Annotated in this window: 13 protein-coding genes; 1 reads left to right on the top strand and 12 read right to left on the bottom strand. The window is 67.1% G+C overall.

Annotation, left to right across the window (positions count from 1 at the left end; genetic code table 11):
• Window positions 1-157: 157 nt before the first annotated feature.
• From OPU70_RS10960 to OPU70_RS10930, 7 genes are all read right to left on the bottom strand, one after another.
• The gene (locus OPU70_RS10960; protein ID WP_498557765.1) at window positions 158-1,195 is read right to left on the bottom strand and encodes a LacI family DNA-binding transcriptional regulator; all 1,038 of its coding nucleotides are present in this window, start codon (window positions 1,193-1,195) and stop codon (window positions 158-160) included.
• Window positions 1,196-1,218: 23 nt separating this feature from the next.
• The gene (locus OPU70_RS10955; protein WP_498557764.1) at window positions 1,219-1,734 is read right to left on the bottom strand and encodes a gluconokinase; all 516 of its coding nucleotides are present in this window, start codon (window positions 1,732-1,734) and stop codon (window positions 1,219-1,221) included.
• Window positions 1,731-2,969 carry a D-mannonate dehydratase ManD gene (manD, locus tag OPU70_RS10950; RefSeq protein ID WP_079113524.1) on the bottom strand — a complete coding sequence of 413 codons (1,239 nt, stop codon included), beginning with the start codon at window positions 2,967-2,969 and terminating at the stop codon, window positions 1,731-1,733. The genes OPU70_RS10955 and manD overlap by 4 nt, the downstream gene beginning before the upstream one ends.
• A 30-nt stretch (window positions 2,970-2,999) precedes the next feature.
• Window positions 3,000-4,793, bottom strand: a complete 1,794-nt coding sequence (uidA, locus tag OPU70_RS10945) for a beta-glucuronidase (protein WP_498557763.1) — start codon at window positions 4,791-4,793, stop codon at window positions 3,000-3,002.
• A gap of 78 nt (window positions 4,794-4,871) precedes the next feature.
• Window positions 4,872-5,699, bottom strand: a complete 828-nt coding sequence (locus tag OPU70_RS10940) for an SDR family NAD(P)-dependent oxidoreductase (protein WP_498557762.1) — start codon at window positions 5,697-5,699, stop codon at window positions 4,872-4,874.
• Between the two features lie 27 nt (window positions 5,700-5,726).
• Window positions 5,727-7,097, bottom strand: a complete 1,371-nt coding sequence (locus OPU70_RS10935; RefSeq protein ID WP_498557761.1) for an MFS transporter — start codon at window positions 7,095-7,097, stop codon at window positions 5,727-5,729.
• A gap of 27 nt (window positions 7,098-7,124) precedes the next feature.
• Window positions 7,125-8,369, bottom strand: coding sequence for a family 1 glycosylhydrolase (locus tag OPU70_RS10930; RefSeq protein ID WP_079113527.1), 1,245 nt, complete (start codon window positions 8,367-8,369; stop codon window positions 7,125-7,127).
• 99 nt (window positions 8,370-8,468) lie between these two features.
• Here OPU70_RS10930 and OPU70_RS10925 point away from each other — a divergent pair, with 99 nt between their 5' ends.
• A complete protein-coding gene (locus OPU70_RS10925; RefSeq protein ID WP_475435752.1) occupies window positions 8,469-9,083 on the top strand; it encodes a TetR/AcrR family transcriptional regulator in 615 nt (204 codons plus the stop codon).
• Here the strand turns inward: OPU70_RS10925 and OPU70_RS10920 are convergent, their stop codons facing one another.
• The 5 genes from OPU70_RS10920 to OPU70_RS10900 are packed head-to-tail and all read right to left on the bottom strand — an operon-like array spanning window position 9,084 to window position 15,737.
• Complete coding sequence (locus OPU70_RS10920; RefSeq protein ID WP_475435754.1) at window positions 9,084-10,550, bottom strand: glycoside hydrolase family 43 protein; 1,467 nt, start codon at window positions 10,548-10,550, stop codon at window positions 9,084-9,086.
• A complete protein-coding gene (locus OPU70_RS10915) occupies window positions 10,547-11,371 on the bottom strand; it encodes an ATP-binding cassette domain-containing protein (RefSeq protein WP_079113530.1) in 825 nt (274 codons plus the stop codon). The genes OPU70_RS10920 and OPU70_RS10915 overlap by 4 nt, the downstream gene beginning before the upstream one ends.
• A complete protein-coding gene (locus tag OPU70_RS10910; RefSeq protein ID WP_228385576.1) occupies window positions 11,368-13,191 on the bottom strand; it encodes a dipeptide/oligopeptide/nickel ABC transporter permease/ATP-binding protein in 1,824 nt (607 codons plus the stop codon). Before OPU70_RS10910 ends, OPU70_RS10915 begins: the two co-directional genes overlap by 4 nt.
• Window positions 13,188-14,129: an ABC transporter permease gene (locus OPU70_RS10905; protein WP_498557760.1), complete on the bottom strand. Its 942-nt coding sequence runs from the start codon at window positions 14,127-14,129 to the stop codon at window positions 13,188-13,190. The genes OPU70_RS10910 and OPU70_RS10905 overlap by 4 nt, the downstream gene beginning before the upstream one ends.
• A gap of 54 nt (window positions 14,130-14,183) precedes the next feature.
• Complete coding sequence (locus tag OPU70_RS10900) at window positions 14,184-15,737, bottom strand: ABC transporter substrate-binding protein (protein ID WP_475435760.1); 1,554 nt, start codon at window positions 15,735-15,737, stop codon at window positions 14,184-14,186.
• Window positions 15,738-15,809 lie beyond the last annotated feature (72 nt).

The raw sequence follows: 15,809 nt of genomic DNA, 5'->3' as shown, positions 1-15,809 counted from the left end.
CCGCGACCGGGGAGTGGGGACAGTGCATTCGACATCGAAGACTCCAGACCGTCTCGCTGTTGAGACGGTTCCATCAAAACAGATTCCGAACAACAAGGCAACCGATTGCCAGAAATGGTGGATGGCTGGCGCTCCGAGACGTCTCGGACCCCCGGTCTCAGCCCCGAGCGACCGGGCCGGTGCTCCCGCGCACGACGAGCGTGGTCGCGAGCGGTTCGTCGCTCACGGCCTCCGTCGCATCACCGAGAGCCTCGAGGACCTTGCCGACGGCGCGCTCGCCTGCCAGCTCCAACTGCGCCCGCACGGTGGTCAGCGCAGGGACGATGAGCTCGCTGCCGAAGATGTCGTCGAAGCCTGCGACACTCAGCTCGTCGGGGACCCGGATGCCGGAGGCGGATGCCGCCTGGATCAGGCCGATCGCCATCAGATCGTTGAACGCGATCACGGCCGTCGCCCTGGCCGCCTGCACTCGGCGGAGCGACTCTCGCCCTCCGTCGATGGTGGGGCTGAGCGGGCCGATCTCGACCACCGCGATGCCACGCTGTTCAGCGGCGTCGAGAAGGCTCTCCCAGCGTCGCCGACTGATCCACGACGTCTCGGGTCCGGAGAGGTAGGCGAGGGAGGTGTGCCCGAGTTCGGCGAGATGAGCGACGAGTGCGACGACGCCCTCCTCGACCTGAGGCAGCACGCCGACGACTCCGTCGACCTGTCGATTGATGAGGATGACGGGTTTGCGCTCCGACAGAGCGGTGATGCGCTCGTCGCCCAGTCGGGTGGTCGCGAGGATCAGTCCATCGACACTCGGAAGCAGACGAGAGACCGCCTCTGCTTCTGCCTCCCCCGATTCCTGGGACTCCGCGATCACCAACGTGTAGCCGGCAGCAGCCGCGGTGTGCTCCGCGCCACGGACGATCCCGAAGATCACCGGGTTGGTGATATCAGCCACCATCAGTCCGATCGTGTGGCTGCGTCCGGTGGGAAGCGCGCGAGCCATCGGGTTGAACTGGAAGTCGAGGCGATCGGCGGCCGCGCGGATCCGCTCCTCCGTCTTCTTGCTGATCCGCCCCGGCTTGCTGAGCGCGCGCGAGACCGTCGACGGATTCACTCCAGCGAGTTCCGCGATGTCGTAGATGGTCGCAGCGCCGTTGCGACGGCGGATGCGCTCCGCGAGTTCGCCGGGCAGTTCGTCGTCCATGGTTCCTCCCAGCTCCCAGCGTGTCATGTCCGGGGCTTTTCGAGCCATTCGACGGCGGCGCGTGCGATCTGCTCCGGCGCGGGCGCGACATCGATCGTCACGCCGATCTCGTCCGGTTCGAGCGCCTCCAGCGTGTCGATCTGAGACCGCAGAAGCGACGGAGGCATGAAATGGTCTGTCCTCCCCGCAGCCCTCTCGGCGAGCAGAGAGTCGCTCCCATGCAGATGCACGAACACCGCGCCGGGCACCCGAGCCCGGATGCGGTCGCGGTAGACCCGGCGCAGCGCGGAACAGGCGATGACGGCACCGGATGCCGACCGCAGGGCGAGCTCCTCACCCACGCGGTCGAGCCACGGCATCCGGTCTTCGTCGGTCAGTGGTGTTCCCGAACTCATCTTGGCCCGGTTGGACGCGGGGTGCAGGTCGTCCGCATCGAGGAAATCCATGCCGAGGCGCTCCGCGAGCAGACGGGACACGGTGGATTTTCCCGCGGCTGAGACGCCCATCACCACGACCGACGGGCGAATCGACTCGCTCACCAGTCGTGGACGGTGCCGTCGAGCAGCCGGTTGTAGGGCAGGTAGGCCTGCTCGTACGGATACTTGCCCGCCTCGTCGACGTCGAGGTCGACACCGAGTCCCGGCTTGTCACCGGGGTGCAGGTAGCCGTCGGTCCAGGTGAACGACTGCTGGAAGACCTGATCGGTGCGGGCGCCGTGCTGCATGTACTCCTGGATTCCGAAGTTGTGGATCGCGAGCCCGAGGTGCATCGCCGCCGCCATCCCGACCGGTGAGATGTCGGTCGGGCCGTGCATGCCCGACTTGATCTGGTACATCGCGGCGTAGTCGAGCGTCTTCTTCAGCGCGCTGATGCCGCCCATGTGGGTGACGGCACCGCGGACGTAGTCGATGAGCTGGTCGCGGATGATGTCCTTGAAATCCCACACCGTGTTGAAGATCTCGCCGATGGCGAGCGGTGTGGTGGTGTGCTGGCGCACCAGGCGCAGCGCCTCCTGGTTCTCCGCCGGCGTGCAGTCCTCGAGCCAGAAGAGGTCGTACGGCTCGAGGTCCTTGCCCAGGCGCGCGGCCTGGATCGGCGTCATCCGGTGGTGGCCGTCGTGCAGCAGCGGGATGTCGGGGCCGAACTCGTTGCGCACCGCCTCGAACACACCGGGCAGATGGTTCAGGTAGGCGCGGGTGTCCCAGTCCTCCTCGACGGGCTTCGCTCCGCGACGGGCCGGCTCGTGGTCGTATCGAGCCTCTCCTCCTCCGGTGTCGGCCGACTGCGAGGCGATGCCGTAGATCGCCTTCAGCGTCGGCACACCGGTCTGCACCCGGATCGCTCGGTACCCCTGCTCCTGGTGGGCTCGGATCGAGTCGAACAGCTCGGGCAGCTCTTTGCCGGAGGCGTGCCCGTAGGCCAACAACCCCTTGCGGCTGGCACCGCCCAGCAGCTGGTAGACCGGAAGGCCGGCGACCTTGCCCTTGATGTCCCACAGCGCCATGTCGACTGCGGCGATCGCCGCCATGGTCACGGGTCCGCGACGCCAGTAAGCGCTGCGGTAGAGGAACTGCCACGTGTCCTCGATGCGGGACTCGTCCGCGCCGATCAGCAGCGGCACCACGTGCTCGGTCAGGTAGGCGACGACCGCGAGCTCGCGCCCGTTGAGTGTCGCGTCACCGAGCCCTGTCACGCCGTCAGCGGTCGTGATCTTGAGCGTGACGAAGTTGCGGTCGGGACTCGTGACGATGACGTCGGCTCTGTCGATGGTCATGTGGTTTCTCCTCTGCGTGAAGCCGGCAGGTCAGGCGTCTGTTGCAGGCTTGCGTCCGTCGAGCCCGCGCCAGCGCTGCCTCAGCGCGAATGCGGCAGCCTTGGGCTTGCGCTCGCGGGTGAAGATGCCCTTGCGGTTGCCGCCGACGCGGTGCAATCCGTTGGTGGTGGCGAAGTCGGCGAAGTTCCAGATCTGCTCGCCCACGAACTGCGGGAAGCGGTCGAACACCCGGTGGTACATGGCGAGGAGATCGGTCTGGTACTCCTCGGTCCACACCTGGTCCCACACCGAATGCAGACCCGGCATCGTGTCGGCGCCGTACTCCAGCATCATGATGGGCTTGCCGGTGCGATCGATCCAGCCTTGGATGTCTCCCTGCAGATACATCTCCGCCGTCGCGAGATCGCCGGCGTTGATGTACCAGCCGTAGTAACGGTTGAGGCTCACGACGTCGAAGAGGTCGATGATCTGGTCGTTCTTGAACGTGGCGAACATGACCATCGAGTAGGTGATCGGACGCGTCGGGTCGAGTTCGCGCACGAGGTCCACCAGGGGCTCGAAGTACTCGCGCGCGCCGTCCTCGTTCGAGGCCGGCTCGTTGGCGATGCACCACAGCACCACCGACGGGTGGTTCTTGTCACGCCCGATCAGCTCGCGCAGGTGCTGTGCGTGCGCAGCCTGCGTCTCCGCCCCGGCGTACTGCTCCGAGAAGGTGGGGAACGGCGGGGTGCCGCTGAGACCGCCGACCACGCCCATGTTGAGGCCGACGGCCGCGGTCTCGTCGATCACGAGGATGCCGTGGCGGTCGGCGAAGTCGAGGACGTCTTCGGCATAGGGGTAGTGGGAGGTGCGGAACGAGTTCGCACCCGTCCACTCCATCAGCTGGAAGTCGTGCACCATGTAGGCGTCGTCGTGACCCTTGCCACGCACGAACGTGTCTTCGTGCTTGCCGAATCCGGTGAAGTAGAAAGGCTCGCCGTTCACGAGGAACTCCTCGCCTCGAACCGCGACCGTTCGCACACCGACCGCCAGGGAGTACGTATCGAGCACGTCCTCTCCGTCGACGGCCTCGACCGTCAGCTCGTAGAGGTACGCGGCGCCCGGCTTCCAGAGTACGACGTCTGCGATCTCGAGACGGCCCTCCGGGCCGGACGACGTCGCCACGACACTGCCTGCGGCATCCGCCAGGCTGACGCGCACGTCGGCACCACCGACGGTCTCGACGCGGTAGTCGACGAGACCGGTGGTGCCCTCGAAGGTCGTCACCACAGTGACGTCGTCGACGTGCACCTGCGGCAGTGAGTACAGCGACACCGATCGCGCGAGCCCCGCGTAGTTGTAGAAGTCGTGGAAGTAGGTCTGGGTCTTGGCGCCGGTCATGCCGACTTCGATCTTGCCCGGCGGGATGGTGGTGTTCGTGAGGTCGGGGCTCACGGCTACCGTGAGACGGAACGCGGTGCCCGGCTTCACGACATCGGTGACGTCGATGTCGAACGGCGTGTACCCCCCGATGTGCCCCCCGACGAGCCGGTCGTCGACGTAGACCTTCGCCGAATGGGTCGCCGCATCGAAGCGCAGCAGGATGCGCTCTCCTGCCCAACCGCGCGGCACCTGCACTGACCGCTGGTAGTAGACCCAGCCGACGTGGTCGCGGATCGCCGGATCGGTGAAGAGATCGTTGTAACTCGCCGGAACGGCTGCTTCGAGAGGCGTATCGAGAGCGGCGAGCCAGGGCTCCTCCGGGAGGCGGGAGTCGATCCCGAACTTCCAGACGCCGTCGAGCTTGACGAGGTCACGGGTCGCGGTGGCGATGGGCTTGAGCATCAAGGGCCTTTCGTGCGCTTCTTTGCGTTCTTGATTTCAGTACAGCAGAGTTCGAGGTAAATGGCAACCGATTGCCAGTCAGACGGTCTCGCCCGCATCAGCCAGAAGGGTGCTGCCGGTCATCACCGTCGAGAGGTCGCTGGCGCAGAACAGCACCACCCGTGCGATGTCGTCGGGCGTCCCCTGGCGACCGATCAGGCTCTGCGACATGGCCGCAGGCATGGTGGTGGGATCGATGCCCGCTGCAGCCATCTGCTCGATCGCCGCGGCCGCCATCGCCATGTTCCCCTCGGTCGGCACGTAGCTGGGAGCGACGCCGAGCACGCGGATGCCCTGGGGGGCGAGCTCGAGGGCGAGCTGCTTCGTGAGCCCCCGCACCGCATGCTTCGACGAGACGTAGGCCGACAGGCCGGGCGCAGTCCCGCGGAAGCCCGCGGTCGAGACGATGTTGACGATCACGCCACCCTGCGGCATCCGACGCGCCGCCTCGCGGGCGCCGTTGCGCACACCGCGCGTATTGACCGCGAAGACCTGCTCCCAGGTCTCGTCGCTCATCTCGAGCAGAGACTGGCTCGGGAAGATCCCCGCGTTGTTCACCCAGATGTCCGGGGCACCGACCTCAGCCGCCGCGGCGTCGGTCGCTGCAGACACCGACGCCGAGTCGGTCACATCCATGCGCACGCCCACCGTCCGCACCGAGAAACGCTCGGCGATCTCGACCGCCGCCGCTCGCGAGCGACCCTCATCGAGATCGGCTATCACGATGCTCGCACCGGCCTCGGCGAGCCGATCGGCGATCGCGCGACCGAGACCCTGCGCGCCTCCCGTGACGAGTGCGGTGCGGCCCGTCAGATCGATCAGCGAGGCGAGCGGATTCGACGAGACATCGGGGAAGGGAAAGGACATCAGTGCTCCGTTTCGAAGGGGTGGTGCTCAGCGGACGCTGCGCACCGAGAGGGTGATGAGGAGACCACCGGCGAACGCCAGCGCGGCGGCGAGGAGGTACAGGGCCGTGAAGTTCTCTGTGCCGGCACCGACCCCGGTGCCGGTCGCCAGGACCACCCCGCCGAGCACGGGCGCGAAGACGCCGGGGATCTTCTGAGCGAACAGGGCGATGGCCATGTACCGACCCGCTTCGCGCTCGCGATCGGGGAGCACGTCGAGCAGCAGCGCCTGAGCCACGGCCGAGAAAGTGGCGATGCCGAGGGAGTTCAGCAGGGTGCCGACCATGAGCGTCGGCAGGTCGTGGGCGAACGCCGAGACGCTGCATCCCGCAGCGAAGAGAGCGGAACCCGTGAGGATGAATGGCTTGCGCCTGCCCACCCGATCGCTCAGCCATCCGCCCCCGAGGGAGCCGAGGGTGGCCGTGACGATGCTCGACGCCGAGACGATCGCGAGCACTCCGGCGACATCCGGCACGCGCAGCTCGAGGCGCTGGGCGACGAAGAACACGGTGAAGCTGGTGGTGAGGGTCAGCCCGGAGAAGAAGATGAAGCGTCCGAGCCAGTTCCACGCGAAGTCCGGGGCTTTGCGCGGATCGAAGCCGTAACTCCGCAGCAGTCCACCGACGGTCAGCCGCCGCTCGATCACCATCCCCCGGCTGTCGGGGTCGCGCACGACAGCGAGGAACGCGACCACCAGCACCACACCGATCGCGGCCGGGAGCGCGAACACGACGAGCACCTGATCGCGGAAGAATCCGACGAGGATGATCCCGATGACGGGCGCGACCTGCATCGTGACACCGGTGAGTCCGGATACGCGTCCGCGCTGATGCGGCGGCAGACGGTCCGCCTGCCAGTTGCCGAGCGAGGCTGCCGCTGTTCCCCAGCCGACGGTCGACAGCGTCCATCCGATCGTGAGCACGACGAGACTCGGCGCGACGGCCATGACCGGCACCGAAGCCACGCCGATCAGCAGACCGATCACGGTGAACGGACGCCGTCGCCCCCAGCGACTGCGCAGGCGATCGCTGAGGATGCCGGTGAGAGGGGCGAGCACGAGAGTGGCTGCCGAGCCGACGGCCAGGACGATGCCGAGGGCTTCGGTGCGCCCGGGCGCCAACTGGTCGAGACGCACCGCCAGCGAGTAAGCCATCGGCACGATCATCGCCATGCCGGCCCCGAACGTCGCGGCGACGAGCAGGACGATCGACCACGCCGAGACGGCTGCCTGCCCGGCCCCCGCGCCGTCGGGCGCGGGGGTCAGGGAGGGTGGCTGCGGAAGCGCGAGGTTGCCCTCCGGAACGCGCCCCGCAGCCTCCGCAGCGCTCTCGCCCTGGGGATCGTCGACGTCGACGGTCATCTGCTCGGCCTCTGTGCGTGGTGCCGGTCAGCCCAGACCGTTGCGCTTCGCGACCTCGCCGAGCCAGCCGAGGCTCGGCTTGGGCGTGCGCACGAACGTCTCGCGGTCCACGGCGATCAGACCGAAGGTCGGAGCCCAGTGACCCCACTCGAAGTTGTCCAGCAGCGTCCAGTGCAGGTAGCCGCGCACGTCGATGCCCTCGTCGATCGTGTCTGCGAGGCCGCGCAGCGCGGCATCCGTGTAACGGATCCGCTGGGTGTCATCGCCGGTGGCGATGCCGTTCTCGGTCACGATGACCGTGACGCCCTCGGAGACCTCCCATGCGTGCCGCACGGCCATGGCGAGAGAGTCCGGGCGGAAAGCGGTGCCGACGAGCGTGTTGTCGGGGTGCGGCGGGTGCGGCACGAGACCGTCCGCATCGACCTCCTGCGACGAGTACGCCTGCACGCCCACGAAGTCGTCGCCCCGGGATCCCTCCCAGTAGACGTCTTCCTTGCCGTAGCGGATCTGCTTCAGCTTCTCCTCACCGCCGGGGGCGGCGGTGAGCGCGCCCGCCGCGATGGTCCAGCCGACCTTGGCGTCCGTACGGGCGCGCACGATCTCGCGTGCAGCATGGTGGATCTCGACGAACGCGCGGCCGATCTCGGGGTCGGCGTCCTGCAGGAAAGCACCGTGCTGCTTCTTCTCGAGCTTCGTCTCCTCGCCGCCCTCGCGCTCGGCGTCGCTCTCGACCGTGGGACTCGTCCACTGCCCGCCCTGCGTCTCCGCCATGCGGCGCATCGCCGTCATGATGGCCGCCTGCATGTTGGGCTCATTCATGGTCGCCACCCACTCGACGCCGTCGAGGATCGTCGTGGCTTCGGTCACGAAACTCAGGAAGCGGTCCTTGGCCTTCGGCGACGTCCACCCGCCGTCGTTCGCGAACCAGCGCGGCGTCGTGAAGTGCTGCAGGGTGACGAAGGGAACGACTCCACGCGAGAAGCAGTAGTCGATCACGCGTCGGTAGTGCGCGAGCTCGGCCCGCGAGAAGCGACCCTCGACGGGCTCGATGCGTGACCACTCGAGGCTGAACCGGTAGGTCGTGAGCCCCGCATCCGCGAGCAGGTCGATGTCCTCGCGATACCGGTGATAGCTGTCGACCGCGTCACCCGAGGGTTCCATGCCGGGCATGGTCAGCTCGCGCTCCCACCAGTCGCTGTTGACGTTGTTGCCTTCGATCTGGTGTCCGGCGGTGGCGGCACCCCAGAGGAAGCCGGTGGGGAAGTTCGTCATTGAGGGATCCTCTCGATCGGAGCAATCATGACAACCGATTGCCACACCACGGTAACATAAAATTAGAAAGCACTCACTATTTTGATCTGAGGAGGACTGATGGCGCAGTACGCCAAGACCGCGGCCGTACGCCGCGGCATCCTCGACGCGTGTCTCACGATCTTCGGAGAATCCGGGTTCCACGGCGCATCGATGGCGGAGATCGCGCGTCGCGCCGGCATCAGCCACACGGGACTTCTGCATCATTTCCCGCGTAAGGAGGATCTGCTCATGGCGGTTCTCGAGCTGCAGGACGAGCGCAGCGCCGACTATCTCTCGCGGAATGCCGCGCTCGACACCGACGCCGACCCGCTCGATGTCCTCCGCGGAATGGCCACGACATTGATCGAACGGGATCAACGAGTCGGCCTGGTGGAGCTGAGCGCCGTGCTCACCGGTGAGGCCACAGCGCCGGCCCACCCGGCGCACGTCTACTTCGAGACTCGATACCGCAACATCCGCTCGTTCATGACCCGCCTCTTCACGCGACTCCGAGACGAGGGACGCCTGTCGACCGACCTGCCTCCGAGGCATCTGGCAGCGATCACCATCGCCGCCATGGACGGCCTGCACACGCAGTGGCTCTTCGATCGCTCGACGATCGACGTCGATGCGTGCGTCACCTCGCTCATGTCGACCTTCGTGCCGGAGCTGAGGCCCACGGCGCAGGGCTGATCACCCCGCGGCGACACCCGACTCGTACTCGAACCGGATGACGGCGACCTGCTCTCCGAGCGCCTCGATCCCGATGACCCGTCCGGTGAATCCCCCCGCGACCTCGGTGGACAGATACCGACCGTCAAGGGCCGCCAGTTCGACGAAGCCCTCTGCCGCGGCAACCCCGGCACGCAGCAGATCCGGCCCGCGGCGAGCGCCGCGCTCGGCCTCGAACTCCACAGCCCTGATCTCGAGCGCCGCGTCAGCCGACACCGTCGCACTCGCGACGACGTCGCTCAGCGGACCGATGACGATCCGCGCACGCACCTCTTCACCGATGCGCTCGACCAGCAGCTGGTGCGCGTCATCCATACGGACCGAGAGTGCCACGTCACCCGTGGCGTGCAGGCGAGCCGACCACAACTCGTCTTCGGCGCGCACCGCGAGCAGTCGTTCGGCGCTCACGGTGAGCGCGTCCCGACCCAGGTCGAGGCGCAGACCATCCGCGCTCGTGCGGGCGAAGGTCGATGGTGCGGTGCCCGGCGCGATCCACCGCGGATGCAGTACCTCGCCTCTGAACTCGTCGACGAACGATGACGTCGAGACCGGCACGTCGTAGCGCGCCTCGTCGACGACGGGCCAGTCGTCGACCCAGTCGACTCCCGCGAGGAACGTCTCGCGGCCGTTGGTGTGCCAGCGAGGGAATGTTCCCCGCGGCCGTGTCGCGAGGAACACGAGCGCCCAGGAGCCGTCGGCGAGCTCGACGAGATCGGAGTGCCCTGTCGACTGCACGGCCGCACTCGTGCTGCGGTGGGTCAGGATCGGATTCGTCGGCGCCGGCTCGAAGGGTCCGCGGATGCTTGGGGATCGCGCGATCGTCACCATGTGTCCGGGGCCCGTGCCACCTTCGGCGACGAGCAGGTACCACCACTCCCCCCGACGGATCAGATGCGGCCCTTCGGCGTGCGCCCCGCCGGTTCCCGCCCACAGCGGGCGCGGCTCCGAGAGGACGTCGCCCGACACCGGATCGATGACGGCCTGCGAGATGCCGCCGCGCATCACATCGCTCCAGGTCACGAAGCACGTGCCGTCGTCATCCCACGCGATGTCCGGATCGATGCCGATGAGCCCTGCGACGTAGACGGGATCGCTCCACGGCCCGGTGGGGGCGTTCGCGTGCATGAGAACGTGACCGCGGCCGACCTCGTGGATGTTCGTCGTGATCATCCAGAACCGGCCGTCATGATGCCTCAGCGTCGGAGCGTAGATCCCTCCGCTGGCGCCCGCGAGTCCTGGGCGCACATCGAGATGCTCCGGCCGATCGAGGATATTGCCGACCTGCGTCCATGAGATCAGGTCGCGCGAGTGGAACAGCGGGACGCCCGGCGAGTACTCGAAGCTCGAGTTCGCGAGGTAGTAATCGTCGCCGACGCGGCAGATCGAGGGGTCCGGGTGGTAGCCGGGGATGATCGGATTCTGAGTCATGACGCCTCCATGAGGCGGCGACGCTCGAGCCTCCGCTCGCGCTGCCTGGCGGGGTCGGCGACCGGAGCCGCCAGGAGCAGCTTCTGGGTGTACGGGTGGTCGGGGCTCGACGTCACATGCTCGGCTGATCCCGTCTCGACGAGGTCGCCGCGGTACAGCACGGCCACGCGATGGCTGATGTGTCTGACGACCGAGAGGTCGTGCGAGACGAAGAGATAGGCCACCCCCGTCGCCCGCTGGATCTCGACGAACAGATCGAGCACTCGGGCCTGCGTCGACAGGTCGAGCGCCGACACCGGCTCGTCGCACACGATGAGGCGAGGCTCGGGGGCGAGCGCACGCGCGATGGCGACACGCTGGCGCTGACCGCCCGAGAACTCCCGGGGCAGCCGCTCGATCGCATCCGAGGGCAATCCGACCTGGTCGAGCAGCGTTCTGACGCGCGAGCGCGCGTCCTTGGCGGTCGCCCCCTGGATGACGAGCGGTTCCGCGAGGATGTCGCCCACCGTCATCGAGGGATTCAGCGAGGTGTACGGATCCTGGAAGACGACCTGGATGTCTCGCGACAGCCGGCGTCGATCGCGCGCCGAGATCCGTGCGATGGATGTCCCGTCGAAGCGGATGTCGCCTCCGGATGGCGTCACCAGCCCCAGCACCGCGCGACCGATGGTGGTCTTGCCGGATCCGGACTCCCCCACCAGCCCCAGCGTCTCGCCGGGCGCCACACTCAGCGAGACGCCGTGCAGCACCTCCACCGGCTTCTTCCGCCACCCCTTGCCGGGGAACGACACGCGAAGCTCATCGACCTCGAGAAGACTCATCGCTGCGTCCCTTCTTCAGTGATCGCGACGGGCGGGTCCGTGCGGACCGTGCTCTCGTCGAGGATCGCCCCGAGCAGCATCTTCGTGTACTCGTGGGTCGGGTGGGCGAACACCTCCGCGGCGGTGCCGGATTCGACGATCACGCCGTTCTGCATGACCGCGATGCGATCGCACAGGTCAGCCACGACGCCGAAGTTGTGGGTGACGAGGAGGATCGCCATGTCGAGCTCCGACTGCAGATCGCGCAGAAGATCGAGGATCTCCGCCTGGACCGTGACATCGAGCGCCGTGGTCGGCTCGTCGGCGATCAGGAGCTTCGGTCGGCTGGCGACCGCACCGGCGATGAGCACGCGCTGCGCCATGCCGCCCGAGATCTGATGCGGATACGAGTCGAAGGTCCGCTTCGGATCCGCGATGCCGACCCGCTCGAGGAGCGCGAGCACACGAGCGGTCGCCTCGGCGCGCGTCACGCCGAGCGCCGAGCGCACTCCCTCGACCAGTTGAGCGCCCACCTTGTAGGAGGGGTCGAGGTTCGACATGGGCTCCTGCGGAATATAGGCGATCTCCTTGCCGCGGAGGGGCCGCATCTGCGCGTCCGTGAGACCGACGAGCTCACGCCCGTCGAAACGGATGGACCCGCGGGTGATCACCGCCTCGTTGGGGAGCACGCCGAGGGAGGCGAAGGCGGTCTGCGACTTGCCCGAGCCCGATTCCCCGACGAGTCCGACGACCTGCCCTCTGGCGATCGAGAGGTCGACGCCGCGCACGACCTCGTTCAGTCCTCCGCTCGGACGCGGGTAGGCGATGGCGAGGTCGTTGATCTCGAGCAGCCCCGTCCGCGCGGCCGTCGCCTCTCCGGCGCTGTCGAGCACACGCTGACCGCGTCCGACCTTCGCCGGCTTCGGCATGGAGCCCTCGAGGATGTCGCGCAGAGCGTTGCCGAGCAGCACGAGCGACGCCGTGATCACGCCGAGCAGCAGGCTCGGCCAGAGGAACTGCGTCGGCGCGATGTAGAGGTTGCGGAAGCCCGACGAGATCATCGATCCGAAGCTGGGGATCTGCAGCGAGCCGACGCCGAGGAAGGCGAGCCCGGACTGCACGGCGATCGCGGACCCGGCAAGGAAGGCTGCGGCGATGATGATCGGACCGCGAACGACGAAGAGCACGTGGCGGCCGAGAATGCGGAGATTGCCGAGACCCGACACCCGCGCCGCGTCGACATAGAGCTCGTTCTTCACCCCGAGCACGAGGTTGCGGACGATGCGATAGATGCCCGGCGAGAGGAGCACACCGAAGATCAGCATTGTGAAGCGGTAGTCGCCACCCGTGACCGGCATCAGGATGATCAGCAGCAGGATGCCGGGGAACGTCATGATCAGGTTGAAGAGCCACTCGGTGGTGGCTCTCGTCACCGTGCCGAAGTACCCGCCGATGAGACCGGCGATCACTCCGACGACCAGCGCCACGCCGGCGCCGATCAGAGCAGAGATGGCCGCCGTGTTGATCGAGTGGAGCAGCCGAGACAGGATGTCGCGGCCCGCCTCGTCGGCGCCGAGCAGGTACCCGGGCGTACCGACGGGGGCGTTGATCATCGCGAGATCGGCGTCGTTCGGACCGTGCGGCGCGAGCCACGGCGTGAGCAGTCCGAGGAGGAAGATCACGGCGAGGATGCCGAGGGTCCCGACGGCCTGAGGATCCCGCAGGATTCGACGCCAGGTGGACGTCCGGGTCTTCGCCGCGTTCTCGAGCGTGACGAGCAGCTCGGTGCTGGGCGGCGTCACGGTTCCGGTGTTCGTCTGGAGTGGGCGTTCGTCGCTCAATGGACTCTCGCTTTCGGGTTCAACCAGCCGTTGGCCAGGTCGGTGAGGAGGTTGACGACGGTGACCAGCAGCACACCGAAGGCGGTGATGCCCATGATCACGGGGATGTCGCCCTGAAGAGAGGCGTTGAACGCGAAGCTGCCGTAGCCCGGCAGAGCGAAGACGTTCTCGATGATGAGCGCGCCGCCGAACATCTGGATGAACTCCAGCGACATCACCGTGAGCGCCGGGCTCGCAGCGTTGCGCAGCGCGTGCTTGATGACGATCGAGGTGGTCGATGAGCCGCGCGTCCGCAGGGTGCGGATGTAGTCGCGGCGGAGCTCGTCGATCATGCGCCCTCGCACCTGAGCCGCCATGTTGGCGACGCCGCCGATGGTCAGCACGATCACCGGGATCGTGATGCTACGCACCCACGCCGCCGGGTCCTCGGCGAACGGTGTGAAGCCGGTGGCGGGAAGCCATCTGAGCTGCACTGCGAACACCACCACCAGCACGATCGCCAGCAGGAGGCCGGGGACGATGTACCCGATGAGAGAGATCCCCTGCGCGATGCGATCGACGATTCCCCCGCGCGAGGCAGACCAGACGCCGAGCACCACCGAGATGATGACGGTCAGGATCAGCGCGGGGACGATGATCGAGAGCGTGACGGCGAGGCGCTGGAGAACGGTCGGTCCGACTGGCAGCGACGTGTACACGGAGACGCCGAAGTCGCCCTGAACCGCGTGGATCAGCCAGTCGAAGTACTGGACGAGGACAGGTCGATCCCACCCCTTCTGCTCGATGAGCCCCGCAACGACATCCGGCGTCGCACCGGTGCCGAGAATCGACTGCGCGACGTCATCGAACGACGTGCTGAGCAGCAGGAAGGTGATCAGGGTCACCAGGATCGCGAGCACGATCCCGGCACCGAGACGGCGAAGGATATAACTGAGCATCAAAGAACTCCCGGTGCGGGTGGGGATGCGGCGGACCGCATCCCCACCCCTCACTCACTCGGTGACGTCGAACTGTCGGATCGTGGAGAGGGTGTTCGCCTCTCCGACGTAGCTGATGCCGTCGGCGGTAGCCCACACAGCGCCGACGTAGACCAGCGGCGCGACGAATGCCTGATCGACGACGTACTCGTTCAGTTCCTGATACAGCGGTACGCGGTCGTCGAAGGCGACCGTCGAGTCGATCTCCGAGAACAGCCGGTCCAAGGTGTCATCGGTGTAGCCGCGCGGGTTGCCGACTCCGTCCAGGGCGAAGGTCGTCGCCAGGTCCGCGCTGTCCGCATTGAACCCGAGGATCTGGAAGTACAGACCGTAGTCGCCGGAGCGAGCCGCCGACTGCGCCTGCTGCGGAGGAACCGTGACCCATTCCAGCGTCAGGCCGATGTCGGCGAACGCCTGGGTGAGAACGGGTTCCACAGTGGTCGACAGGAAGGTGCTGGGGATCTGGAAGCTCTCCCCCGCGTAGCCCGCCTCCTCGACGAGCTCACGCCCCTTCTCTGGGTCGTACTCGTACTCGTCGTTGAGCGATTCGTCGTAGATGGCGCCGAATGGGCTCACCAGCTGCGTCGTGGCGATTCCGACTCCGCTGTACAGCCCCTTGAGGACGGCGTCCCGATCGATGGCGAGGTTGATCGCCTGGCGTACCTTCTCATCTCCGAGAGCGGGCCACTTCTCCCCGCCTCTGTCCAGGATGTTCAGGAAGCTCGTCGCGACCGCATCGTTCTGTTTGATCGAGAACTTCTCCTTGTCGAGCTGCCCGACGACCTGCGTCTGCACTGTCGCCGCGTTGAGTTCGCCCGCCTGGAGCGCATTGAACGACGCCGTCTGATCCTGAAGGACCTTCACCGTCAGCGTCTTGAACGGGACGTTCTCCGCGTCCCAGTAGTCGTCTCGCTTCACCAGCACGTAGCTGCTCCCGGGAACGGTCTTTTCGGTGTCGAGTGTGAACGGCCCCGAGCCGACGGGATCTGTGGCGGTGCGCTCCTCGTCGATCGTGGCAGGGTCGCCGATCGCCCCCGGGCCGGAGGAGAGGTTGTCGAGGAACTGCGGGTCGAAGCCATCGAACGAGACCACGACCGTCCGGTCGTCCTCGGCGACGACATCCGTGACCGAAGCCAGACGACTCTGCACGTTGCCGGCGGTCTCCCGCGAGCGGAGCATGGTCGCCACGACGGCGTCCGCGTTCACCGGGTCTCCCGAACTGAAGCTCATTCCCTCACGAAGCACGAGCGTGAGCTGCGTGCCGTCCTCGTTGTACTCCCACGATTCCGCGGCACCCGGGATGATCTCCCCCGTGGCCGGATCCTTGCGGAGCAGAGTGTCGAGGATCGATGACCACACGAACATCTGCTGCCCATCGACGAGCTGCGCCGGGTCGAGCGAGTTCGGCGCCGAGACAGCCGCGATGGCGAGATCCTTCTCGACGACGGTGGCCGACGTGCCTGCGGGTTCGGGGTCGCTTCCGGCCGCGCAGCCGGACACCGCGAGTGCGGTGATGAGCATCGCGGCGGGCAGGACCACGCCACGACGGTGCTTACGGGTGTTCCACATTGTTCATACTCCTTTGGATGAAACGACTTGATGCGCAACCGCTTGTCATTAAGGGTCTAGCGGACGAGGACG

The organism is Microbacterium sp. SWDP-B6, from assembly GCF_059803615.1.
This window is presented reverse-complemented; position numbering and strand designations above follow the sequence as displayed.